The 21572-nt window shown below is 60.9% G+C and carries 18 protein-coding genes and 1 pseudogene; 13 read left to right on the plus strand and 6 right to left on the minus strand.

Translation table 11 applies throughout. The features are described 5' to 3' along the window. Positions 1 to 36 precede the first annotated feature (36 nt). Positions 37 to 849 (minus strand): exodeoxyribonuclease III, encoded by an 813-nt coding sequence (gene xthA / locus PSH91_RS09690; protein WP_107322891.1) that lies wholly within the window; start codon positions 847 to 849, stop codon positions 37 to 39. 176 nt (positions 850 to 1025) lie between these two features. Between xthA and PSH91_RS09695 the strand changes: the two genes are divergently transcribed. The 7 genes and pseudogenes from PSH91_RS09695 to PSH91_RS09725 all read left to right on the plus strand — a co-directional run bounded on the left by PSH91_RS09695 (position 1026) and on the right by PSH91_RS09725 (position 12266). Then, the gene (locus tag PSH91_RS09695) at positions 1026 to 1676 is read left to right on the plus strand and encodes an N-acetyltransferase (RefSeq protein ID WP_047229305.1); all 651 of its coding nucleotides are present in this window, start codon (positions 1026 to 1028) and stop codon (positions 1674 to 1676) included. 66 nt (positions 1677 to 1742) lie between these two features. Continuing rightward, complete coding sequence (locus PSH91_RS09700) at positions 1743 to 3470, plus strand: autotransporter assembly complex family protein (protein ID WP_047229306.1); 1728 nt, start codon at positions 1743 to 1745, stop codon at positions 3468 to 3470. Beyond that, a complete protein-coding gene (locus PSH91_RS09705) occupies positions 3467 to 7153 on the plus strand; it encodes a translocation/assembly module TamB domain-containing protein (RefSeq protein WP_305468035.1) in 3687 nt (1228 codons plus the stop codon). Before PSH91_RS09700 ends, PSH91_RS09705 begins: the two co-directional genes overlap by 4 nt. Before the next feature lie 223 nt (positions 7154 to 7376). Continuing rightward, on the plus strand, positions 7377 to 7850 hold the full coding sequence (locus tag PSH91_RS09710) for a MarR family winged helix-turn-helix transcriptional regulator (RefSeq protein ID WP_047229308.1): 474 nt from the start codon (positions 7377 to 7379) through the stop codon (positions 7848 to 7850). Continuing rightward, the gene (locus PSH91_RS09715) at positions 7847 to 9316 is read left to right on the plus strand and encodes an efflux transporter outer membrane subunit (protein WP_305468036.1); all 1470 of its coding nucleotides are present in this window, start codon (positions 7847 to 7849) and stop codon (positions 9314 to 9316) included. Before PSH91_RS09710 ends, PSH91_RS09715 begins: the two co-directional genes overlap by 4 nt. A 15-nt stretch (positions 9317 to 9331) precedes the next feature. Then, positions 9332 to 10536 (plus strand): annotated as a pseudogene (locus PSH91_RS09720) (HlyD family efflux transporter periplasmic adaptor subunit). Between the two features lie 200 nt (positions 10537 to 10736). After that, entirely contained in the window at positions 10737 to 12266 is a 1530-nt protein-coding gene (locus tag PSH91_RS09725) for a DHA2 family efflux MFS transporter permease subunit (RefSeq protein ID WP_107322885.1), read from the plus strand. 144 nt (positions 12267 to 12410) lie between these two features. On the opposite strand, the gene lpxH is transcribed toward PSH91_RS09725, so the two are convergent. Together lpxH and PSH91_RS09735 are read right to left on the minus strand one after the other, a co-directional pair. After that, the gene (gene lpxH, locus PSH91_RS09730; protein WP_160892977.1) at positions 12411 to 13160 is read right to left on the minus strand and encodes a UDP-2,3-diacylglucosamine diphosphatase; all 750 of its coding nucleotides are present in this window, start codon (positions 13158 to 13160) and stop codon (positions 12411 to 12413) included. Next, positions 13157 to 13660, minus strand: coding sequence for a peptidylprolyl isomerase (locus PSH91_RS09735; RefSeq protein ID WP_047229369.1), 504 nt, complete (start codon positions 13658 to 13660; stop codon positions 13157 to 13159). The genes lpxH and PSH91_RS09735 overlap by 4 nt, the downstream gene beginning before the upstream one ends. 249 nt (positions 13661 to 13909) lie before the next feature. On the opposite strand from PSH91_RS09735, the gene PSH91_RS09740 reads away from it, so the two are divergent. The 3 genes from PSH91_RS09740 to PSH91_RS09750 all read left to right on the plus strand — a co-directional run bounded on the left by PSH91_RS09740 (position 13910) and on the right by PSH91_RS09750 (position 17660). After that, complete coding sequence (locus PSH91_RS09740; protein WP_076385540.1) at positions 13910 to 15607, plus strand: glutamine--tRNA ligase/YqeY domain fusion protein; 1698 nt, start codon at positions 13910 to 13912, stop codon at positions 15605 to 15607. A 21-nt stretch (positions 15608 to 15628) separates the two neighbouring features. Then, a complete protein-coding gene (gene cysS, locus PSH91_RS09745; protein ID WP_047229314.1) occupies positions 15629 to 17011 on the plus strand; it encodes a cysteine--tRNA ligase in 1383 nt (460 codons plus the stop codon). A 193-nt stretch (positions 17012 to 17204) separates the two neighbouring features. Further along, on the plus strand, positions 17205 to 17660 hold the full coding sequence (locus tag PSH91_RS09750; RefSeq protein WP_305468038.1) for a DUF2214 family protein: 456 nt from the start codon (positions 17205 to 17207) through the stop codon (positions 17658 to 17660). Between the two features lie 202 nt (positions 17661 to 17862). Here PSH91_RS09750 and csrA read toward each other — a convergent pair whose 3' ends face one another. Then, positions 17863 to 18057, minus strand: a complete 195-nt coding sequence (csrA, locus tag PSH91_RS09755) for a carbon storage regulator CsrA (RefSeq protein WP_003179932.1) — start codon at positions 18055 to 18057, stop codon at positions 17863 to 17865. A 248-nt stretch (positions 18058 to 18305) separates the two neighbouring features. Between csrA and PSH91_RS09760 the strand changes: the two genes are divergently transcribed. Then, on the plus strand, positions 18306 to 18671 hold the full coding sequence (locus PSH91_RS09760) for an SPOR domain-containing protein (RefSeq protein WP_047229316.1): 366 nt from the start codon (positions 18306 to 18308) through the stop codon (positions 18669 to 18671). 157 nt (positions 18672 to 18828) lie between these two features. On the opposite strand, the gene PSH91_RS09765 is transcribed toward PSH91_RS09760, so the two are convergent. Together PSH91_RS09765 and PSH91_RS09770 are read right to left on the minus strand one after the other, a co-directional pair. Beyond that, a complete protein-coding gene (locus tag PSH91_RS09765; RefSeq protein ID WP_047229317.1) occupies positions 18829 to 19518 on the minus strand; it encodes an endonuclease in 690 nt (229 codons plus the stop codon). Positions 19519 to 19523: 5 nt separating this feature from the next. Beyond that, complete coding sequence (locus tag PSH91_RS09770) at positions 19524 to 19823, minus strand: DUF1654 domain-containing protein (RefSeq protein ID WP_047229318.1); 300 nt, start codon at positions 19821 to 19823, stop codon at positions 19524 to 19526. A gap of 133 nt (positions 19824 to 19956) precedes the next feature. Between PSH91_RS09770 and PSH91_RS09775 the strand changes: the two genes are divergently transcribed. Beyond that, positions 19957 to 20403: a hypothetical protein gene (locus PSH91_RS09775; RefSeq protein WP_047229319.1), complete on the plus strand. Its 447-nt coding sequence runs from the start codon at positions 19957 to 19959 to the stop codon at positions 20401 to 20403. 168 nt (positions 20404 to 20571) lie between these two features. Beyond that, positions 20572 to 21528: a sugar ABC transporter substrate-binding protein gene (locus PSH91_RS09780; protein ID WP_047229320.1), complete on the plus strand. Its 957-nt coding sequence runs from the start codon at positions 20572 to 20574 to the stop codon at positions 21526 to 21528. Positions 21529 to 21572: the final 44 nt, after the last annotated feature.

Here is a 21572-nt window from a genome sequence, read left to right on the forward strand (position 1 = left end):
CCACAGGCTTGTGCAAGGTTTGTGTATGCCCTGGATTTAGCTCAACTGCAGCCAGATCGGCGCATGGTCCGAAGGTTTCTCCATGCCGCGCAGTTCATAATCCACCCCGGCATCCTTGACCCGTGGCAGCAGCCCATGGGAGGTGAGGATCAGGTCGATGCGCAGGCCACGCTTGGGCTCGTCTTCGAAACCGCGGCTGCGGTAGTCGAACCAGCTGAAGCGGTCGGTGACGTCCGGGTTCAGGTGCCGGAAGCTGTCCACCAGGCCCCAGTTCTTCAGGCGGGCCATCCACTCGCGCTCTTCCGGCAGGAAGCTGCATTTGCCGGTTTTCAGCCAGCGCTTCATGTTGTCCGGGCCGATGCCGATGTCGCTGTCTTCCGGGGAAATGTTCACGTCGCCCATCACCACTACGGGCTGGTCGTTGCTGAAACGGCTTTCCAGAAGTTGTTGCAGGTCGTTGTAGAAACGCTCCTTGGCCGGGAACTTGGTCGGGTGGTCGCGGCTTTCGCCTTGGGGGAAGTAACCGTTCATGATGGTCACCGGCACGCCGTTGGCATCGGCGAAGGTGCCCCAGATGAAACGCCGTTGGGCGTCTTCATCGTCGCTCTCGAAGCCTTTGTGCAGCGTCAGTGGAGCCTGGCGGGAGAGCAGGGCGACGCCGTAGTGGCCCTTCTGTCCATGGTAATGCACGTGATAACCCAGGGCCTGCACCTCGGCCAGGGGGAATTGCTCGTCGTGGACCTTGGTTTCCTGCAGGCCGATCACGTCCGGCTGGTGCTTCTCGATCAGCGCCGCCAGCTGATGGGGGCGGGCGCGCAGCCCGTTGATGTTGAAGGAGACGATCTTCATGGTCGGCTGTCCTGGCAAAACTGCGATGCTAGCTGACATGTAGGAGCACGGCCAGCGTGGCAGTAGGACAAATGCGCTGCTAATGTCCTGTGCATGTAGGAACGATCACAGCCCAATCGGGTTCGTACTCAATAAGAGCGGGGCCTCACCGAGCCTCGCCCAGGAGATTGACCGTCATGCCAGAAACCGCCACCGCCATCGCCGACATCCATATGCTCGACAGCGGTTATTCCCGCGAGGCACGTTCATTGCTCTACCAGGCCTATCGTCATGAACCGACCTTCAGCTTCCTGTTCGAATCCGAGCGGCCCGGTTATGAACATCGGGTACGGGCCACGGTGCGTGAGTTGGTCAAACAGCATTTTCTCCAGGATCTGCCGGCCATCGGCTTGCTGGTCAACGACCGCCTGATCGGCATCGCACTGATTGCTCCACCGCAGCGCCGCCTGGGTATCACTGAAAGCTGGGCCTGGCGCCTGCGCATGGTGTTGAGCACCGGCTTTCGCTGCACCCGGCGTTACCTGGACTACCATGCCGCAGTGACGGCTTGCCTGCCGTCGGATTCTGTCCATGTATTGCCCCTGCTGGGAGTTCATCCGCAGTTCCAAGGCCAACACTTCGGCGAACAGTTACTGGCGGCGGTGCATAACTGGTGTGCGGTGGACGAAAACTCCCAAGGTGTGGTGCTGGATACCGGCAACCCACGTTACCTGGAGTTCTATAAACGTCAGGGTTATGAGGAAATCGGCGAGATTGCGGTAGGACCCGTCCGCGAACATGTCTTCTTTCACGCCAACCCGCAGGTATTGCAGAGCGCGACGGCGTAATCCGGGGAAACTTTTGAGACATGTCCGGCTCTATCAGGCTTCCAAGCTCGTGATAGCATCCGCGCCATGAATTTCCCAGGACGAATGACCAGTGGTGCGCTCTTGCTGTCCCTCAGCTGTGCGGCACTGGCACAAAGTGAATTGGATGTACGGGTCAAGCCGTCCAACGACCAGCTCAAGGCTAACGTAGAAGGCTATATCGGCGGCGTGGGCGATCGTGACGAAGAGGCCTTGCTGCGTTTCAGTCGTGGTGCTGAAGAACAGGCGCGCAAAGCCGCCCAGGCGTTGGGTTACTACCAGCCGCAGATCGACAGCGAGGTCGAGGGCGGCAAGACCCCGCGTCTGATCCTGACCATCGACCCTGGCGAGCCCGTGCACCTGCGCAATGTCACCGTGCGCATCGATGGTCCGGCCGCTTCCCTCAAGGCTTTTCGTGTACCTGACAACGCCGCGCTCAAACCTGGCGCGGTGCTTAATCATGGGCGCTATGAAGACGCCAAACGGATCATCCAGAACCAGGCCTCGCGCTACGGGTTTTTCAGCGGGCGATTTGTCAGCCAGAAGCTGTTGGTGGACCCCCAGGCCGGCGTGGCCGACATCGAGCTGGTCTACGACAGCGGCCCGCGCTACGCCCTGGGCCCGGTGAGTTTCGAGGGTGACACGCCCTTTGATGAAGAGTTGTTGCAGCGCATGGTGCCGTTCAAAGCGGGCGAGGCGTACGACTCGGAACTCATCGCAGAACTCAACCAGGCCCTGCAATCGAGCGGATATTTCGAAGGCGTTCGGGTGGACGCGGCACCGACCGCCGCCACCGATAACGTGATCCCGGTGGCGGTCAAGCTCGAGACCCGCAAGCCGCGCACCATGGGCCTGGGCCTGGGGTTCTCCACCGACGTCGGCCCGCGGGCCAAGGCCAATTGGACGCGCCACTGGGTCAATCCCCAGGGTCACAGTTATGGCTGGGAAGCGGAAGTGTCGGCGCCCCGGCAGAACGTTGGCCTGTGGTACGACGTCCCCCTGGACCCGCCGTTGACCGACAAGATGCGCTACGCCGGTGGCTATCAATATGAAGAGCTGTCCGGCACCGATAGCCTCAGCAAACTGCTGACCGTGGGCCCCGAATGGCACAGCAAGTTGCCCAGTGGCTGGCAACGGGTGGTGTCGCTCAAGTGGCAGCGTGAGGAGTATCGGCTCGGCGACGATTCGGGCCTGAGTACCTTGCTGATGCCGGGCGTGAGCTATTCCTACTTGCGCAGTGACAACCGCATCGATCCGCGCAACGGCTATCGCATTCAGTTCGACACCAAGGTCGCCAAGGAAGGGCTTGGATCGGACAACAACCTTTTATATGGCACGGCCATGGTCAAGGGCCTGACTACGGTGTTTGACAAGCATCGTCTGCTGGCCCGGGCCCAGGTCGGTGGCAGTGCCACCAATGGCTACAAATCCATCCCGCCATCCCTGCGCTTCTTCGCCGGTGGCGACCAGAGCGTGCGCGGTTACGATTATCAGAGCCTGTCACCGGAAAACTCCGAAGGTGATCGCATCGGTGGTCGCTACATGGTCGCCGGCAGCCTCGAGTATCAGTATTCGATTGCGCAAAAATGGCGGGTGGCGACCTTCGTCGACCAAGGCAACTCCTTTAACAGCCTTGAGCTGCCGAGCCTCAAGACGGGTGTCGGCGTCGGTGTGCGCTGGGTGTCGCCGGTGGGGCCGATCCGCCTCGACCTCGCCCATGCACTGGACGACGACGGCGGCATTCGCTTGCACTTTTCCATGGGGCCCGAGTTGTGAATCGTGGTTTGAAAATAGCGCTGCTGGCGCTCGGCACTTTGCTGCTGGTGGTCTTGCTGACCCTGGGCATCGTGCTCGGCACGCAATGGGGCAGTCGTTGGGCGCTTGGTGTTGTGCCGGGTTTGAGTACGGATAATTTTCAGGGACGGTTGGGCGGCCAGTGGAGTGCCGACCACCTGTTGTGGCAGCAGGACAGCAGCCGAGTGGAACTCGATCAGGTGATTTTCGCCTGGTCGCCGCTATGCCTGGCGCGCATGACCCTGTGCATCGATCAGCTCAAGGCCGACAAGGTCAGCCTGCAATTTCCTCCGTCCGCTGACGAACCGAGCAGCGGTCCGATCACCTTGCCGGACCTGAACTTGCCGCTTGCCCTGGAACTGGGCGACGTGCAAGTCGGCATCCTGTTGTTCAATGGCAGCGAACAGCTCAAGGGCTTGCAACTGGCCGCGCATTGGACCGCCCAGGGTCTGCAGATCGACTCGGTGCAGCTGCAGCGCGACGAGCTGAGCCTGACGCTGTCCGGTTTGCTGCAACCCGGCGGCGACTGGCCGCTGAAGGCCCAGGGCCGGTTGACCTTGCCGGCGCCAGGCGCCACGCCTTGGACGCTGGACCTGAACATCGATGGCAACCTGCTCAAAACCCTCAACCTTAACGCCGACAGCAGTGGTTATCTGCAAGGCCGGTTGGTCGGTGAGCTGCAACCGCTGGCGGACAACCTGCCGGCCAAGGTACGCATCACCGCTGACGGCTTCAGGGGCGGCGCCGATCTGCCGGATACCCTGATGCTCAATCAATTGGAGCTGACGGGCGAAGGCGATCTGAACAGCGGCTACCAGTTGCATGGCAAAGCAACGTTGCCCGCCGAAAAAGGCCCGGTGGCCTTGCTGCTGCAAGGCAAAGTGGACGCCAACGGTGCGCAGATCGCCGGCCTGGACCTCAACGCCAGTGATCAGCAATACCTCAAGCTCACCGGCCAGCTGGATTGGCGCGAAGGCCTGAGCGCCGAGGCGAAAATCGCCTGGCTGGACTTCCCCTGGCATCGCCTCTATCCGCTGATCGACGAGCCGCAAGTGACGCTGCGCAGTTTCAACGGTGAAGTGTCGTATACCGATGGCAAGTACCTAGGCAATTTCCAGGCGGCGCTGGACGGTCCCGCCGGAGCGTTCAGCCTGGACAGCCCGTTCAGCGGCGACCTGACGACAATCCATTTGCCGGAACTCAAACTCGCCGCCGGGCAGGGCAAGGCCGAAGGCCATCTGAACCTTGAGTTTGCCGACGGCATCGCCTGGGACACGGCGCTGGAGCTGTCGGCCATCAACCCGGCGTATTGGCTGGGGGAGCTGCCCGGCACTCTGGCCGGGCCGTTGCGCAGCAAGGGTTCGATGAAAAATGACCGCCTGGAGCTTGATGCGGACCTGGACCTCAAGGGCAAGTTGCGCGGCCAACCGGCGCTGTTCCAGGCCAAGGCCAACGGTGTTGGCGAGCAGTGGAACCTCAGCGCGCTGGACATTCGCCTGGGTGACAACCGCATCAACGGCACGGGCAGCCTGCAAGAAAAACTCAGCGGTCAGATCGATATCAAACTCTCGCGCCTGGCCCAGCTCTGGCCGCAATTGCGCGGCCAGTTGATCGGTCGCCTCAACGTGGCCGGGACACTCAAGGCCCCCCAAGGCAAGCTCGATCTGCAAGGCACGCAACTGGCGTTGCAGGACAACCGCCTGCAAAGCCTGAACCTGGATGCGACCCTCGACAGCGCGCAGCGCGGCAAGGTTGACCTCAAGGCCAGCGGCATTCGGGCGGGCGATACGTCGCTCGGTGTCCTGACGGTGAGCGGGCAGGGCGACATCAGGCAGCAAAAACTGACCCTCGACCTGCAAGGGCCACAGCTGGAAACGGCCCTGGCGCTCGATGGCGTGCTCGACCAAGGCAACTGGCGCGGGCGCCTCAGCAGTGGCAATGTGCAGGCCGGCGGCCAGGCCTGGCGGCTGCAAGCCCCGGCCAAGCTGGAGCGCCTGGCCAATGGCACGCTCAACCTGGGGGCTCACTGTTGGCGTTCCGGCGAGGCCAGCCTGTGTGGTGAGGATCAGCGCCTGATGCCGGAGCCGAAGCTGCGCTATCACCTCAAGCAATTCCCCATCGAAAGCCTGGCCCAGTGGATGCCCAAGGATTTTGCCTGGCAGGGCCGACTCAACGCCGACCTGCAACTGGACCTGCCGGCCAGCGGCCCGAACGGGCGTATTCTGGTGGACGCCAGCGGCGGCACTTTGCGGATCCGGGACAAGGACCGCGACAATGAGCAATGGCTGGACTTCCCCTACCAGACCTTGACCCTCGACAGTCGCCTGACGCCCAAGCGGATCGACACCAGCCTGAATTTCGTTGGGGCCAAGCTGGGCGAACTGATGCTCCAGGCGCAGATCAACCCGTTGCCGGCCAGCAAACCGCTGAGCGGCTCGTTCCGCCTGAGCGGTCTGGACTTGTCCGTGGCGCGGCCATTCCTGCCAATGGTGGAAACCCTCACCGGTCACCTGAATGGCAGCGGCACGCTGTCGGGTGGTTTGTTGGCGCCCCAGGTCAACGGCAACCTGTTGATCAGCGATGGCGAAGTGTCCGGCCCGGAACTGCCGGTCAGCCTCGAAGACTTGCAGATGCGCGCAACGATTGCCGGTGAAACGGTGCGCCTCAACGGTGACTGGAAAAGTGGCAAGGTCGGCCGAGGCAGCCTGACCGGGGACATCGGCTGGGGCGAAGCCCTGAGCCTGGACCTGGCGCTCAAGGGGTCGCAATTGCCGGTCACCGTCGAGCCTTACGCGGTGCTGGAGGTGGCGCCGGACCTGACCATCACGTTGCAGGGCGAGCGGCTTTCCATCGCCGGCAAGGTCCTGGTGCCCAAAGGCGAAATCACCGTGCGCGAACTGCCGCCGTCTACCGTCAAGGTGTCGGATGATACGGTGATCGTTGGCCACCAGACCGAGGAGGGCAAGACACCGATGGCCATGGCGATGGACATCGATGTGATCGTGGGCCAGGAAAAGCTCGCGTTTTCGGGCTTCGGCCTGACGGCCAACGTACAAGGCCAGGTGCACATCGGCGACAACATGGACACTCGCGGTGAACTCTGGCTCAACGACGGTCGCTACCGGGCCTATGGGCAACGGCTGACGGTGCGTCGGGCGCGGCTGTTGTTCGCCGGGCCCATCGACCAGCCTTACCTGGATATCGAAGCGATTCGCCAGACCGACGACGTGATCGCCGGCATTCGTTTGAGCGGCAGCGCCGAACAGCCGACCACGCAAATCTTCTCTGAACCGGCCATGAGCCAGGAGCAGGCGTTGTCTTATCTGGTACTCGGCCGGCCGCTGAGCACTACGGGCGAGGACAACAACATGCTCGCCCAGGCGGCACTGGGCCTGGGGCTGATGGGCAGTGCGGGGGTGACCACCAGCCTCGCCAACAATCTGGGCATCGAAGATTTCCAGCTCGACACCCAGGGCAGCGGCGATGCCACCAGTGTCGTGGCCAGCGGCAATCTGACGGAAAAACTCAGCCTGCGTTACGGCGTCGGCGTGTTCGAACCGGCCAACACCATCGCCCTGCGCTACAAACTCAGCAAGCGGGTGTACCTGGAAGCCGCCAGCGGCGTCGCCAGCTCCCTGGATATCTTCTACAAGCGCGATTTCTAAGCCTTCGCGCCACCTCCTGTGGGAGCGAGCCTGCTCGCGATAGCGATGTATCAGCCGACTCAATGTTGACTGTCACGACGCTATCGCGAGCAGGCTCGCTCCCACATTTTTTATCTGCGTTTGTCGGGTTGTGCATAGCAAGCTAACTATTTGTTTGACATTTGCTGCCTAGGCAGTAACATCTCGACATACATTCACTGCCTAGGCAGTAAAAGGTGGTCAGATGAAACATTTCACCCCGGACGATTTCCACAATTGCCACCTCGGCATGCTGCTCGGTCGTGCCGCGCTGCTCAAAGACCGAATCATCGACACCCACATGGAACCCGTCGGCATCACTGCCGCGCAGTTCAAGGTGTTGATCATCATGGCCCAGCACGGCATCGATACGCCGGTCGAGCTGTGTCGGTACCTGTCCCTGGACAGCGGCTCGATGACGCGAATGGTCGATCGTCTGGAGCAGAAAGGTTTTCTGATCCGCCAGCGCTCGGCGGATGACCGTCGGCAGGTGCGACTGGTGCTGACCGAAGCCGGCCAGGCCCTGGCCGATCGTCTGCCTGTTATCGGCGCCGATGCCATGAACCAGTTGGCGGGCGCTATCAGCCGCGAGGAGTTGCAAATCCTCGAACAAATCCTCAAGAAAATTCTGCTTGCCGCCGGTGATCCCATCACCGTGTTGCGGTTGGGGGACAAATGAGTCGTAAAACCTTGCGTACCCGCATCAGCCTGGTGTTGCTGGCCATGAGCCTGGCCGGTTGTGCCAGTTACAGCGGCCTGAACACCGAAGGCGTCCGCCTTGAGGCTCAAAACCTCAAGGCCGGGCAATCTCTCAACGGCGTCACGCTGTCGCCCGCTTCCTGGCCGAAAAGCGATTGGTGGAAAAGCCTCGGCGATCCACAACTCGACGGTCTGATCCACGAAGCGTTGCGCGACAGCCCGGACATGCAGATCGCCAGCGCTCGGGTGCATCAGGCCAGTGCCGCTGCCTACGCCGCCAATGCGGCGCGCATGCCGACCCTGGACGCCAGCGCCAGTGTCAGCCGTTCGCGGCTGGCCCGTGACCAGGACCCGCAAGGGCAGGGCGGGGCGTACAGCACCCTGCGTTCGCTGGGCGTGGATTTCAATTACAACTTCGACCTCTGGGGCGGCCAGCGTGCGGCCTGGGAAGCGGCCCTGGGCGAGGCCCGCGCCGCCGAGATCGACCGGCAGGCCGCTCGCCTGACGCTCGCCGCTGACGTGGCCCGGGCCTACAGCGATCTGGGGCAGGCCCATATCATTTATGACCTGGCCTCCGAGGACCTCAAGCGCACCCGGCAAATGCTCGATCTGAGCAAGCGCCGCCTCAGCGCCGGGATCGACAGCGAATATCAGTTCCAGCAGACCGAAAGCCTGGAAGCCAGCGCCGATGCGAGCCGGATCGACGCAGAAAAACGCCTGCAAAGCGCAAAAATCGCCTTGGCGGTGCTGTTGGGCAAGGGGCCGGACCGCGGCAATGAAATTGCTCGCCCTCACGTGCTGCAAGCCAGCGCCGTCGCCCTGCCATCGAACCTGCCGGCCGAATTGCTGGGCCGTCGTCCGGATCTGGTCGCCGGTCGTTGGCGAGTCGAGGCGGCGGGCAAGGACATTGAAGCCGGCAAGACGAATTTCTACCCCAACCTCAACCTGAGCGCGGCGGCGGGGGTGCAGTCATTGTTGGGAGACGCGATGTTCGGTTCGGCCAGCCGCTTCTTCAACGTAGCGCCGACGGTGTCGCTGCCGATCTTCGACGGTGGGCGACTGCGGGCGGACCTGGATGCCCGGGATGCCGATTACGACATGGCGGTGGCGCAGTACAACAAGAGCCTGGTCAAGGCCCTTGGGGATGTCAGCGACACCATCAACCAGTTGCGCGACATCGCTCGGCAGATCGCCGCGCAGCAACACGCTACCGATATCGCGCAGAACTCTTACGACACCGTGGTCCAGCGCTATGGCTCCGGCATCGGAAATTACCTGGACGTGCTGAGCATCGAGCAGCAATTGCTCCAGGCGCAGCGCCAACTGGCGAACCTGAATGCCGAGCAGATCGACCTGTCGATCCAACTGATGCAGGCCCTGGGCGGTGGCTTCGAGGCCGACACCCTGGCTTCGGCCGCGCCGGCCTCCACCACGTCGCACAACTGATTCGAGGTACTTGTCATGGCTACTGCCGAAACTACCCAACCCTCTGAAACTGCCCAGGACAGCAGCAACCCGCGCAAGCGCAAGCTGATGCTGCTGGGACTGGCACTGATTGTCGTCCTGGGTGGCCTGGGCGTCTGGGCCTGGCACGAACTGTATGGCCGCTGGAGCGAGAGCACCGACGATGCCTATGTGAACGGCAACGTGGTGGAAATCACGCCGCAGGTCACCGGCACCGTGGTGAGCATCGGTGCCGACGACGGTGACCTGGTGCGTGAAGGCCAGGTGCTGGTGCAGTTCGACCCGAACGACGCCGAGGTCGGGCTGCAAAGTGCCCAGGCCAACCTGGCCCGTACCGTGCGCCAGGTGCGTGGCTTGTACAGCAACGTCGATGGCATGCGCGCCCAGGTCAAAGCCCAGGAGGCCGAAGTACAGAAGGCCCAGGAGAACTACAACCGACGCAAGAACCTGGCGGCCGGCGGGGCGATTTCCCGGGAGGAACTGTCCCACGCCCGTGACGATTTGACCTCGGCGCAGAATGCGTTGGCCAACGCCAGACAGCAACTCAAGACCTCCAGTGCCTTGGTGGATGACACCGTGGTGGCTTCCCATCCAGACGTGCAATCGGCCGCCGCGCAATTGCGTCAGGCCTACCTGACCAACGCCCGCAGCACCTTGATCGCGCCGGTCACCGGATACGTCGCCAAGCGCACGGTGCAGTTGGGCCAGCGGGTGCAGCCGGGCACGGCGCTGATGGCGGTGATTCCGCTGGATCAGTTATGGATTGACGCCAACTTCAAGGAAACCCAGCTGCGGGACATGCGCATCGGCCCCAGCCGGTGGACATCGAAACCGACCTCTATGGCAGCGACGTGAAGTACAGCGGCACCGTCGACAGCCTCGGTGCGGGCACCGGCAGCGCGTTTGCCTTGTTGCCAGCGCAGAACGCCACCGGCAACTGGATCAAGATCGTGCAGCGGGTGCCGGTGCGTATTCATATCAACGCCCAGGAACTGGCCAAGCATCCGCTGCGGGTCGGCCTGTCGACCCAGGTCGACGTCAACCTGCGCGACCAGAGTGGTCCGGTGCTGGCCCAGCAGCCACCGAAACAAGCCTCTTTCAGCACCCAGGTCTATGACCGGCAACTGGTCGACGCCGACGCGATGATCACCCGCCTGATCCACGAAAACAGTGCCGCTGCCAGCAAGACCGCGCAGCGCTGAGGTAGCCATGCCTGGCGACTTGGGTAATGACCTGAACCTGTGGGAGCGAGCCTGCTCGCGATAGCGGTGGATCAGCCAGGGTTTATGGCGACTGACAAACCGCCATCGCGAGCAGGCTCGCTCCCACAGTTTTGTCCCCCATTTCAACCGGGACTTTTGCGCGACTTTGTCATGTCCGTTTCGCTTCATAGGATTTCGCAATGAGCAATAACGCGTCCTTCACGCCGCCCAGCCTGTTGCTCAGCACCATCGGGCTGTCGTTGGCGACGTTCATGCAAGTGCTCGACACCACCATTGCCAACGTCGCTTTGCCGACCATTTCCGGCAACCTGGGTGTCAGTTCGGAGCAGGGCACTTGGGTCATCACCTCGTTCGCGGTGAGCAACGCCATCGCGCTGCCGCTGACCGGCTGGCTCAGCCGTCGGTTTGGTGAGGTGAAGCTGTTTTTGTGGGCGACCCTGCTGTTCGTGCTCGCCTCGTTTCTGTGCGGTATCTCGACTTCGATGCCGGAGCTGATTGGCTTTCGCGTCCTTCAGGGGCTGGTGGCCGGGCCGTTGTACCCGATGACCCAGACCTTGCTGATTGCCGTGTATCCGCCGGCCAGGCGCGGCATGGCCCTGGCGTTGTTGGCGATGGTCACGGTGGTGGCGCCGATCGCCGGGCCGATCCTCGGCGGCTGGATCACCGACAGCTACAGCTGGCCGTGGATCTTCTTTATCAACGTGCCCATCGGGATCTTCGCCGTGATGGTGGTGCGCCAGCAACTGAAGGCGCGGCCGGTGGTCACCAGCCACCAGCCAATGGATTACGTGGGTTTGATCACGCTGATCATCGGTGTCGGTGCGCTGCAGGTGATTCTCGACAAAGGCAACGACCTGGATTGGTTCGAGTCGAACTTCATCATTATCGGAGCGCTGATCTCGGTCATTGCCCTGGCGGTGTTTGTGATCTGGGAAATGACCGACCGCCATCCGGTGGTCAATCTGCGGCTGTTCGCCTACCGCAACTTTCGCATCGGCACCATTGTGCTGGTGGGGGGCTACGCCGGGTTCTTCGGCATCAACCTGATCCTGCCGCAGTGGTTGCAGACCCAGATGGGCTACACCGCCACCTGGGCCGGGCTGGCGGTGGCGCCCATTGGCATCCTGCCGGTATTGATGTCGCCCTTCGTTGGCAAATACGCCCACAAGTTCGACCTGCGCCTGCTGGCCGGGCTGGCGTTTCTGGCCATCGGCCTGAGCTGCTTCATGCGCGCCGGGTTCACCAACGAAGTGGATTTCCAGCACATCGCTTTGGTGCAGTTGTTCATGGGGATCGGCGTGGCGCTGTTCTTCATGCCGACCTTGAGCATCCTGATGTCGGACCTGCCGCCACAACAGATCGCTGATGGCGCGGGACTGGCGACGTTCCTGCGCACCCTGGGCGGCAGCTTTGCCGCATCGCTGACCACCTGGATCTGGATACGCCGGGCCGACCAGCACCATGCCTACCTGAGTGAAAGCATCAGCACCTATGAGCCGGCCACCCGCGAGGCGCTTAACCATCTCGGTGGCGCGAGCACACCGGCTTATGCCCAGCTCGACCAGATCCTCAACAGCCAGGCGTACATGCTCTCCACCGTGGATTACTTCACGCTGCTGGGTTGGGCGTTCATGGGGTTGATTGTGCTGGTGTGGCTGGCGAAGCCGCCGTTTGCGGCGAAGGCGGGGCCTGCGTCGGCGGGGCATTGATTCAGAAGTGAAATGCAATCCATTGTGGGAGCGAGCCTGTGGGAGCAAAGCTTGCTCGCGATGAACGATGACACGGTCTTGCAGTGGAACCGTGTCGCCTGCATCGCGAGCAAGCTTTGCTCCCACAAGGGATATCTGCGTTCTTCAGTTGCTTGGCAACGCCAACTGCGCATTGCCAAAACCAAACGGCGCCAAGGCAAACCCTTGCTCATCCACCTGCAACGCCCAGCCTTGCTTGTCCCAATCCCCCAGCACAATGCGCCGGGCGGCGTGTTCGCCCAGTTGCAGCTTATGGATAGCGGGGCGGTGGGTGTGGCCGTGGATCAAGGTCTTCACGCCGTATTCCTGCATGATCCGCGGGATCTCTTCGGGCGTGACGTCGACGATGTCATTGGCTTTCATTCGCGTCTGCGTGCGGCTTTCGCTGCGCAGTTTGCGCGCCAGTTTCTGGCGACTGGCCAATGGCAGGTGACGCAGGATGAACAGCGTGACCGGGTTGCGCAGCCAGCGCCGCAACTTCATGTAGCCTTCGTCGCGGGTGCAGAGGCTGTCGCCGTGCATCAGCAGCACCGGTTCGCCGTTGAACTGCACGACACTGGGGTCCTTGAGCAGGGTGCAGCCGGCCGCTTTGCAGAAGGCTTGCCCGAGCATGAAGTCACGATTGCCGTGCATCAGGAAAATGGCCGTGCCGCTGTCGCTCAATTCGCGCAGGGCCTGGCAGATGGAACGCTGGAACGGCGTCATGGCATCGTCGCCGATCCAGGCTTCAAAAAAGTCGCCCAGGATGTACAACGCTTGCGCCGAGCGGGCGCGTGTGGCGATCAAATCCAGAAACGCCCGGGTAATGTCCGGGCGCTCCTCTTCCAGATGCAAATCTGAAATCAGCAGTATCACTCAATGATCTCGGCTTTCTCGATGATCACGTCTTCTGCTGGCACGTCCTGGTGGCCGGCCTTGGACGTGGTGGAAACGCCTTTGATCTTGTCGACCACGTCGGTGCCTTCAACCACTTTGCCGAACACCGCGTAACCCCAGCCCTGGGTGGTCTTGCTGCTGTGGTTCAGGAAGCTGTTGTCGGCCACGTTGATGAAGAACTGCGCGGAAGCCGAATGCGGTTCCATGGTGCGGGCCATGGCGACGCTGTACTTCTCGTTCGCCAGACCATTGTCGGCTTCGTTCTGGATGCTTGGGCGCTTGTCTTTCTTTTCTTTCATGCCTGGCTCGAAACCGCCGCCCTGGATCATGAAGTTACCGATGACACGGTGGAAAACGGTGTTTTCGTAGTGGCCGGCCTTGACGTATTCAACGAAGTTGGCAACGGTGATCGGTGCCTTCTCGGCGTTCAGTTCCAGGACGATGTCGCCGTGGTTGGTGGTCAGTTTGACTTGAGTCATGATCGCTACTCTTTCAAGGAATTCGTGGGTTTCGGGGCTTTGCTGCCCGCAACCGGTCTGGCTGTAATCGGCCAGGCTGGGCAGTTTAGCGCGCCGAGCGGGTTTTTCGAGGCTGTTTTTCATCGGGTCGTCGATTAAATTCAATCGTTTACCGACCTGGCCTGTCAGGTGCTTGACAGCATCGGCTATGATACGGGCTTTGATTTATCAGGCCGCACCCGGCCGCGCACTTGTACGTTCAAGGATCCTATGAGCAAGCCCACTGTCGACCCTACCTCGAATTCCAAGACCGGCCCGGCCGTGCCGGTCAATTTCCTGCGCCCGATCATCCAGGCGGACCTGGATTCGGGTAAGCACACGCAGATCGTCACCCGTTTTCCGCCGGAGCCCAATGGCTACCTGCACATCGGTCACGCCAAGTCGATTTGCGTGAACTTCGGTCTGGCCCAGGAGTTTGGCGGCGTCACGCACTTGCGTTTCGACGACACCAACCCGGCCAAGGAAGACCAGGAGTACATCGACGCGATCGAAAGCGACGTTAAATGGCTGGGCTTTGAATGGGCCGGTGAGGTGCGCTATGCCTCGCAGTATTTCGACCAGTTGCACGACTGGGCGGTGGAGCTGATCAAGGCTGGCAAGGCCTACGTGTGCGACCTGACCCCCGAGCAGGCCAAGGAATACCGTGGCAGCCTGACCGAGCCGGGCAAGAACAGCCCGTTCCGTGATCGCAGCGTCGAGGAGAACCTGGACCTGTTCGCCCGCATGCGCGGCGGCGAGTTCCCGGACGGCGCACGGGTGCTGCGTGCCAAGATCGACATGGCCTCGCCGAACATGAACCTGCGCGACCCGATCATGTACCGCATCCGTCACGCCCATCACCACCAGACCGGCGACAAATGGTGCATCTACCCCAACTATGACTTCACCCACGGTCAGTCGGACGCCATCGAAGGCATCACCCACTCGATCTGCACCCTGGAATTCGAAAGCCATCGTCCTTTGTACGAGTGGTTCCTGGAGCACCTGCCGGTGCCGGCTCAGCCGCGCCAGTACGAATTCAGCCGCCTGAACCTGAACTACACCATCACCAGCAAGCGCAAGCTCAAGCAACTGGTGGACGAAAAGCACGTCAACGGCTGGGATGACCCGCGCATGTCGACGCTGTCGGGCTTCCGTCGTCGTGGCTACACGCCAAAATCGATCCGCAACTTCTGCGAGATGGTCGGCACCAACCGTTCCGACGGCGTGGTGGACTTCGGCATGCTGGAATTCAGTATCCGCGACGACCTGGACCACAGCGCCCCACGCGCCATGTGCGTGCTGCGTCCGTTGAAAGTGGTGATCACCAACTACCCGCAAGACAAAGTCGAGAACCTCGAACTGCCTTGCCACCCGAAAGAAGACATGGGCGTGCGCGTCCTGCCGTTCGCGCGGGAAATCTACATCGACCGTGAAGACTTCATGGAAGAGCCGCCAAAAGGCTACAAGCGCCTGGAGCCTGCCGGTGAAGTGCGCCTGCGCGGCAGCTACGTGATCCGCGCCGATGAAGCGATCAAGGACGCCGACGGCAACATCGTCGAACTGCATTGCTCGTACGATCCCGAGACCCTGGGCAAGAACCCGGAGGGTCGCAAGGTCAAGGGCGTGATCCACTGGGTGCCGGCCGCTGCCAGCGTCGAGTGCGAAGTGCGCTTGTACGATCGCCTGTTCCGTTCGCCGAACCCTGAAAAGGCCGAGGACAGCGCCAGCTTCCTGGACAACATCAACCCTGACTCCCTGCAAGTACTCACTGGTTGTCGTGCCGAGCCTTCGTTGGGCAACGCACAGCCGGAAGACCGTTTCCAGTTCGAGCGCGAAGGTTACTTCTGCGCGGATATCAAGGACTCGAAACCCGGTGCTCCGGTATTCAACCGTACCGTGACCTTGCGCGATTCCTGGGGTCAGTGATCAAGTCTTAAGGGAAACCCTGTGCTTACGATCTACAACACGCTCACCAAGAGCAAAGAAGTCTTCAAGCCGCTGGACGGTAACAAGGTCCGCATGTACGTCTGCGGGATGACCGTGTACGACTACTGCCACATCGGCCATGGTCGCAGCATGGTCGCTTTCGACCTGGTGACCCGCTGGTTGCGTTTCAGTGGTTATGACCTGACCTACGTGCGCAACATTACCGACATCGAAGACAAGATCATCAACCGTGCCCGGGAAAACGGCGAGCCTTACGATGCGCTGACCGAGCGCATGATCAAGGCCATGCACGAGGACGAGGCGCGCCTCAATATCCTCAAGCCCGACCTGGAACCCCGTGCCACGGACCACATCCCAGGCATGCTGGCGATGATCCAGACCTTGATCGACAAGGGTTATGCCTACGCACCGGGCAATGGCGACGTGTATTACCGCGTCGCCAAGTTCATGGGCTACGGCAAGCTGTCGCGCAAGAAAATCGAAGACCTGCGCATCGGCGCGCGCATCGAAGTCGACGAGTCGAAACAGGACCCGCTGGACTTCGTGCTGTGGAAAGCCGCCAAGCCGGGTGAGCCGAGCTGGGAGTCGCCGTGGGGCGCCGGGCGTCCGGGCTGGCACATCGAATGCTCGGTGATGTCGACCTGCTGCCTGGGCGAGACCTTCGACATTCATGGCGGCGGCAGCGACCTGGAATTCCCGCACCACGAAAACGAAATCGCCCAGAGCGAAGCGGCCACCGGCAAGACCTACGCCAATGCGTGGATGCATTGCGGCATGATCCGGATCAACGGCGAGAAGATGTCCAAGTCCTTGAACAACTTCTTCACCATCCGCGACGTGCTCGACAAGTACCACCCGGAAGTCGTGCGTTACCTGCTGGTGTCCAGTCACTATCGCAGCGCCATCAACTACTCGGAAGACAACCTCAAGGACGCCAAGGGCGCCCTGGAGCGGTTCTACCATGCGTTGAAGGGCCTGCCGAAGGTCCCTGCCGCCGGTGGAGAAGCCTTTGTCGCGCGTTTCACTGAAGTGATGAACGACGACTTCGGCACGCCGGAAGCCTGCGCGGTGCTGTTCGAGATGGTGCGCGAGATCAATCGTCTGCGGGAGAGTGATCTCAACGCGGCGGCGGGCCTGGCGGCGCGTCTGAAAGAACTGGCCGGCGTACTGGGTGTGTTGCAGCTCGAGGCGGATGATTTCCTTCAGGCCGGTGCCGAAGGTCGCGTGGACGCCGCCGAGGTCGAAGCGTTGATCCAGGCGCGCCTGACTGCGCGGGCCAACAAGGACTGGGCAGAATCCGACCGCATCCGCGACCAGCTCACCGCCATGGGCGTGGTGCTGGAAGACGGCAAGGGCGGGACGACCTGGCGTTTGGCTGACTGAGTCCTTACGCAATACCCCTGTGGGAGCGAGCCTGCTCGCGATGACGGAGTGTCAGACAACATTGTTGTCGGCTGATACACCGCCATCGCGAGCAGGCTCGCTCCCACAGTTTTTTGTATGCCTATCCTGGCAATCATTGTTTTATGAGCTAGTACTGTCAGGTCGATTCGACATCCTCTGACAGGAATCTTCCATGTTGGCTCATTGGTCTCTTGCGGCAATTCATCTTCTGGCTTTCGCCCTGGCATTCTGGGCGGTACTTACCCGGGGCACGGCGTTGCGACGCCTGGCGGGCGGGACGGACGCGGTTCGAAATGTCTTGATGGCGGACAACCTGTGGGGGCTATCGGCGGTGGTCCTGCTGGTGACCGGCGGGATGCGTGCTTTTGGTGGGTTTGAAAAAGGCACGGACTATTACCTGCACCAACCGCTGTTTCACCTGAAGATGACGTTGTTCGTGCTGATCCTGTTGCTTGAAATCGCGCCGATGATCGCGCTGATCAAATGGCGGATGGCGCTGGGCAAAGGGCGTGCGATCGATCCTTCGAAAGCTGGCCGGTTTGCGCGGATCAGTCACATTGAAGCTTTGTTGCTGGTGCTGATGGTGGTCGCTGCCACAGGAATGGCTCGCGGCGTGGGGCTGGGTTGAGCCGCCACGAATACCTGCTTCATCGCCATTAAAACGAAACGTCTGACAGCCATGCTATGAGCCATGTCATTAGTATCGGTTTGACGGGATGAACGAAAAAATCAAAGGCGAGATGGAGCGGGGATGATGAGGGACAGTCGGCATGAATCTTTAGCCAGCCTTGCGACGATGCAGAAGGGCTGGCTACGGACTGCTACAGGGCTCAGGGCGTTTGCGGCTTGTCAGGGGCGGTAAGGCCCGCCTGAATGCGCTGATAAATCTCTTCGCGATGCACCGCAACGTTTTTCGGAGCGTTGATGCCGATACGGACTTGTTGGCCGCTAACGCCCAGAATGGTGATCGTGATGTCGTCACCAATGTTTATGCTTTCACCGACTTTGCGGGTGAGTATCAGCATGGTGTTCTCCTTGATTGCTTTATAGGGCACCTGATTCAGGCAGTGCAGATGTCGGTACTGCTTATAGATTAGTGCCAAGTGTCACAATGTGGGTGCCTCTTTCTGACGCGCAGACGCAGCATTAATTCCCAGGGTGCGACTATACAGAGACGCCGTGCAGGTTTCTCGTGTTTTGAGCGCTGTTTACGGCGTTATTGACGGGCTTGAGTGTTAAAATCCCCACTCCATGTCTTCCGGGGTAAAACGTTGTGCGCAAATTGGCTTGGGTAATCGCGGTATTGGCGCTGGCAGGATGCGGTGAAGGGCGTGACGTCGACACACCGAAGCCAAAGGTGGCGGCAACCACTGCACCGAGCGCCGCCGCTGCGCCGCAATGGGGCGTCGAGGTCCGGGGCGAAATCCCGCAAGCGGTCAGCGACCTGACCGCCTGGCTCATCGAGCACAGTTTTGTATCGAGTGTGGTGAAAGACAATGGCAAGGACCGGGTCCTGGTCGGGCCTTTCAATTCAAAGGCTGAAGCCGAGGCGAAGCAGGAGCAATTGAACGCCGCCCTGGTTCGAGCGAAAAAGCGCAACATCGAGTCGCTGGTGGTGGATTACCCGAGCGCTCAATAAACCCCGCAGAGCAGAACAGTCAGGTAAGCCACAACACCTGTGGGAGCGAGCCTGCTCGCGATAGCAGTGGCTCAGCCAACGTTGACGTTGACGGGCATGCCCCTATCGCGAGCAAGCAAGCTCCCACAGTTGATTGGCGCTGTTCACCCATGCGAGATCAGCCGCAGGCCTTCAAATTCACCGGGCCCACGAACTCGTTGCCACGCCCCATCACGCACGCCACGCTCTGGTTGCGCTGGCGCTCCCAGCTCTGTACCGGGTAGGTCTTGTCCCAGGCTTCGTACAGGCGCCGGTCCTGTTTCGAAAGGCGCAGGCCGTATTGTTTGCTCATGTAGAAATACGTCCGGGCGATCATTCCGCGGATGGAAGGGCGGGGCATGACTTTCTTGGCCTTGAAATCCACCTGGGTCAGGCATGAGCCGTACTGGCCCGTCTGCGCCGGCAGCCAGCCAAAGCTGAAGTTGCTGCGGTCGCCGTTCACTTCCCCGATGCTGGGCACCAGGTTATGAAGATCGGCCTCGGCCCGTTGATAGACCGGGTCGTGGCGGGTGCAATTCTTCCGCCCGCCTTGTTGCCAGCATTGACGCTGATGACCGATCTGCCACGCCGGGACGATATGCTCCCACTCGATACGCGCGGCGCGATTGGCGTTTTTGCGCGGCACATAACCGCAGGCTGCCAGGTTCACGCGATTGCCTGAGTATTTGCAGCCACAGTAGAACTCGGTGGATTGGGGGGCATAGAGTTTCCAGGCGACTTTCTTGGCCTCGCTGAACGTGCGGGGCGCATCGGCCTGCGCGCCCATGGCGACAATCGCAAGCAATAAAGCAAAACAACGAACACTCATCAGGCTCAATCTTCCTTCGGCACAACCCAGAACACCTGCACACCGCCATCGTCGCGATAGGCGAGGGTCACATTGTCGTTCTCGTCGATTTCTTCCAGCAGGCGCTCCCACTCATCCACCGGCTCCTCGGGAAGCCGGAAGAGCAGGGCCGCCTTGGCTTTTTGTGCGGTGGGGGAGTTGATGATTTTCGAGACCCGCAGGCCGAGGCGAGTATAGGAATCTAAGGGGGTAGTTGCAGCGGACGGCGTTGCCACAGGATTATCCTTATTGAGCTGTACGTGCGTACAGTATTTAACCGTAGGCATTTACGCAACTGCTTAAAATTCAAGAAAATCCTCTGACAACGCTTTTTCCGTTTTGGTGTAGGAAAAATTAAGCTAAAGAAGCCGCTCAAGCAGTCGATGGCCTTCGTAGGAATCTTATCCATGGAGTTTTGTTATGTCGTTTTCCGTCGGCTTTCCAAATGCAGCTGCCGTCACCATCGGCGGCCAGTCCGCGGCCACGCTCAAGGCCTTGAGCCAAGCGAGCGCTGAGGCAGCCGATGAGACCCTTGGTCAAACGCAGGCGCCAGGCCAGGTTCGTACGAGCATGAGCCCTGCGTCCGAAGGCAAGACCGAAAAGAGCGGGAGCACCCAGAGCATTGCCGTGCAGGTGTTGCTCAAACGCATGCAAGAGCTGCAACAGCAGCTCAGAGAACAGCAACAGCAGTTGTCTGCTGCGCAGAAGCAGGTCTATCCGACACCCGAAGCCAAAACCACTGCGGTCATGGCGATACAAGGCCAGATTGCCGACACCAGCGGTGCATTGCTGGAAGTCACTGGCCATCTGATCACAGAGCTGGCCAAGGGCTCCGGTTCGGGTGCGCTGGTCAACACGACCGTCTGATCCCCAGCCTTGCGGTGAAATCCGCACGTTGACAAAACCCGGAAGCTTTACCATAGTTCCCTTCACGCAAACGTTTGCGCAGCCTTCGTTGATGCTTGGCGACGGCCTGTGGAACGACTTCCCGTGCAACGATTTTGCTCAAAATAATCATAAAATCGGAGTGAACCCATGAAGTTGCCATTCGCTGGACGCCTTCTCGCCGTCGCCATGCTCGCGGCCGCATCCGCTGCGCTGCCTTTCTCTTCGGCATTTGCCCAGACCCCGGAAAAACCCAAGGTTGCCCTGGTCATGAAATCCCTGGCCAACGAGTTCTTCCTGACCATGGAAGATGGCGCCAAGGCCTATCAGAAGGAACACTCCGCCGATTTCGACCTGATCTCCAATGGGATCAAGGATGAAACCGACACCGCCAACCAGATCCGCATTGTCGAGCAGATGATCGTGTCCAAGGTCGATGCCCTCATCATCGCACCAGCCGACTCCAAGGCCATGGTGCCGGTGATCAAGAAAGCCGTCGACGCCGGCATCACCGTGATCAACATCGATAACCAGCTCGATCCGGACGTGGTCAAAAGCAAAAACATCACTGTGCCGTTCGTAGGCCCGGACAACCGCAAGGGCGCGCGCCTGGTGGGTGAGTACCTGGCCAAGCAGCTCAAGGCTGGTGATGAGGTCGGTATCATTGAAGGCGTGTCCACCACCACCAATGCCCAGGCACGCACCGCCGGCTTCAAGGATGCAATGGAAGCGGCGCAGATCAAGGTCGTTTCCCTGCAATCGGGCGACTGGGAAATCAACAAGGGCAATCAGGTTGCCGCCTCGATGCTCAGCGAATACCCGAACATCAAGGCACTGCTGGCCGGTAACGACAGCATGGCGGTCGGCGCGGTATCGGCCATTCGCGCTGCCGGCAAGGCGGGCAAGGTAAAAGTGGTCGGTTATGACAACATCAACGCCATCAAGCCCATGCTCAAGGACGGTCGCGTCCTGGCGACTGCCGATCAGTTCGCCGCCAAACAGGCTGTTTTCGGCATCGAGACGGCCCTGAAGATCCTCAAGGGCGAAGCCGTCGACAGCGGCACTAACGGCGTTATCGAAACTCCGGTCGAGCTGGTGACCCAGTAGTTATCCTGGCGACACAACGACGCTCGCCCTTGCTGGCGAGCGTA

It is taken from the genome of Pseudomonas sp. FP1154 (genome assembly GCF_030687245.1).
Lineage (GTDB): Bacteria > Pseudomonadota > Gammaproteobacteria > Pseudomonadales > Pseudomonadaceae > Aquipseudomonas > Aquipseudomonas rhizophila.

Coding starts and splice junctions, on each gene's coding strand:
- xthA (WP_107322891.1), bottom strand. CDS start 849: ATGAAGATCGTCTCCTTCAACATCAACGGGCTGCGCGCCCGCCCCCAT.
- PSH91_RS09695 (WP_047229305.1), top strand. CDS start 1,026: ATGCCAGAAACCGCCACCGCCATCGCCGACATCCATATGCTCGACAGC.
- PSH91_RS09700 (WP_047229306.1), top strand. CDS start 1,743: ATGAATTTCCCAGGACGAATGACCAGTGGTGCGCTCTTGCTGTCCCTC.
- PSH91_RS09710 (WP_047229308.1), top strand. CDS start 7,377: ATGAAACATTTCACCCCGGACGATTTCCACAATTGCCACCTCGGCATG.
- PSH91_RS09715 (WP_305468036.1), top strand. CDS start 7,847: ATGAGTCGTAAAACCTTGCGTACCCGCATCAGCCTGGTGTTGCTGGCC.
- PSH91_RS09725 (WP_107322885.1), top strand. CDS start 10,737: ATGAGCAATAACGCGTCCTTCACGCCGCCCAGCCTGTTGCTCAGCACC.
- PSH91_RS09735 (WP_047229369.1), bottom strand. CDS start 13,660: ATGACTCAAGTCAAACTGACCACCAACCACGGCGACATCGTCCTGGAA.
- PSH91_RS09740 (WP_076385540.1), top strand. CDS start 13,910: ATGAGCAAGCCCACTGTCGACCCTACCTCGAATTCCAAGACCGGCCCG.
- PSH91_RS09750 (WP_305468038.1), top strand. CDS start 17,205: ATGTTGGCTCATTGGTCTCTTGCGGCAATTCATCTTCTGGCTTTCGCC.
- csrA (WP_003179932.1), bottom strand. CDS start 18,057: ATGCTGATACTCACCCGCAAAGTCGGTGAAAGCATAAACATTGGTGAC.
- PSH91_RS09765 (WP_047229317.1), bottom strand. CDS start 19,518: ATGAGTGTTCGTTGTTTTGCTTTATTGCTTGCGATTGTCGCCATGGGC.
- PSH91_RS09770 (WP_047229318.1), bottom strand. CDS start 19,823: ATGCCTACGGTTAAATACTGTACGCACGTACAGCTCAATAAGGATAAT.
- PSH91_RS09775 (WP_047229319.1), top strand. CDS start 19,957: ATGTCGTTTTCCGTCGGCTTTCCAAATGCAGCTGCCGTCACCATCGGC.
- PSH91_RS09780 (WP_047229320.1), top strand. CDS start 20,572: ATGAAGTTGCCATTCGCTGGACGCCTTCTCGCCGTCGCCATGCTCGCG.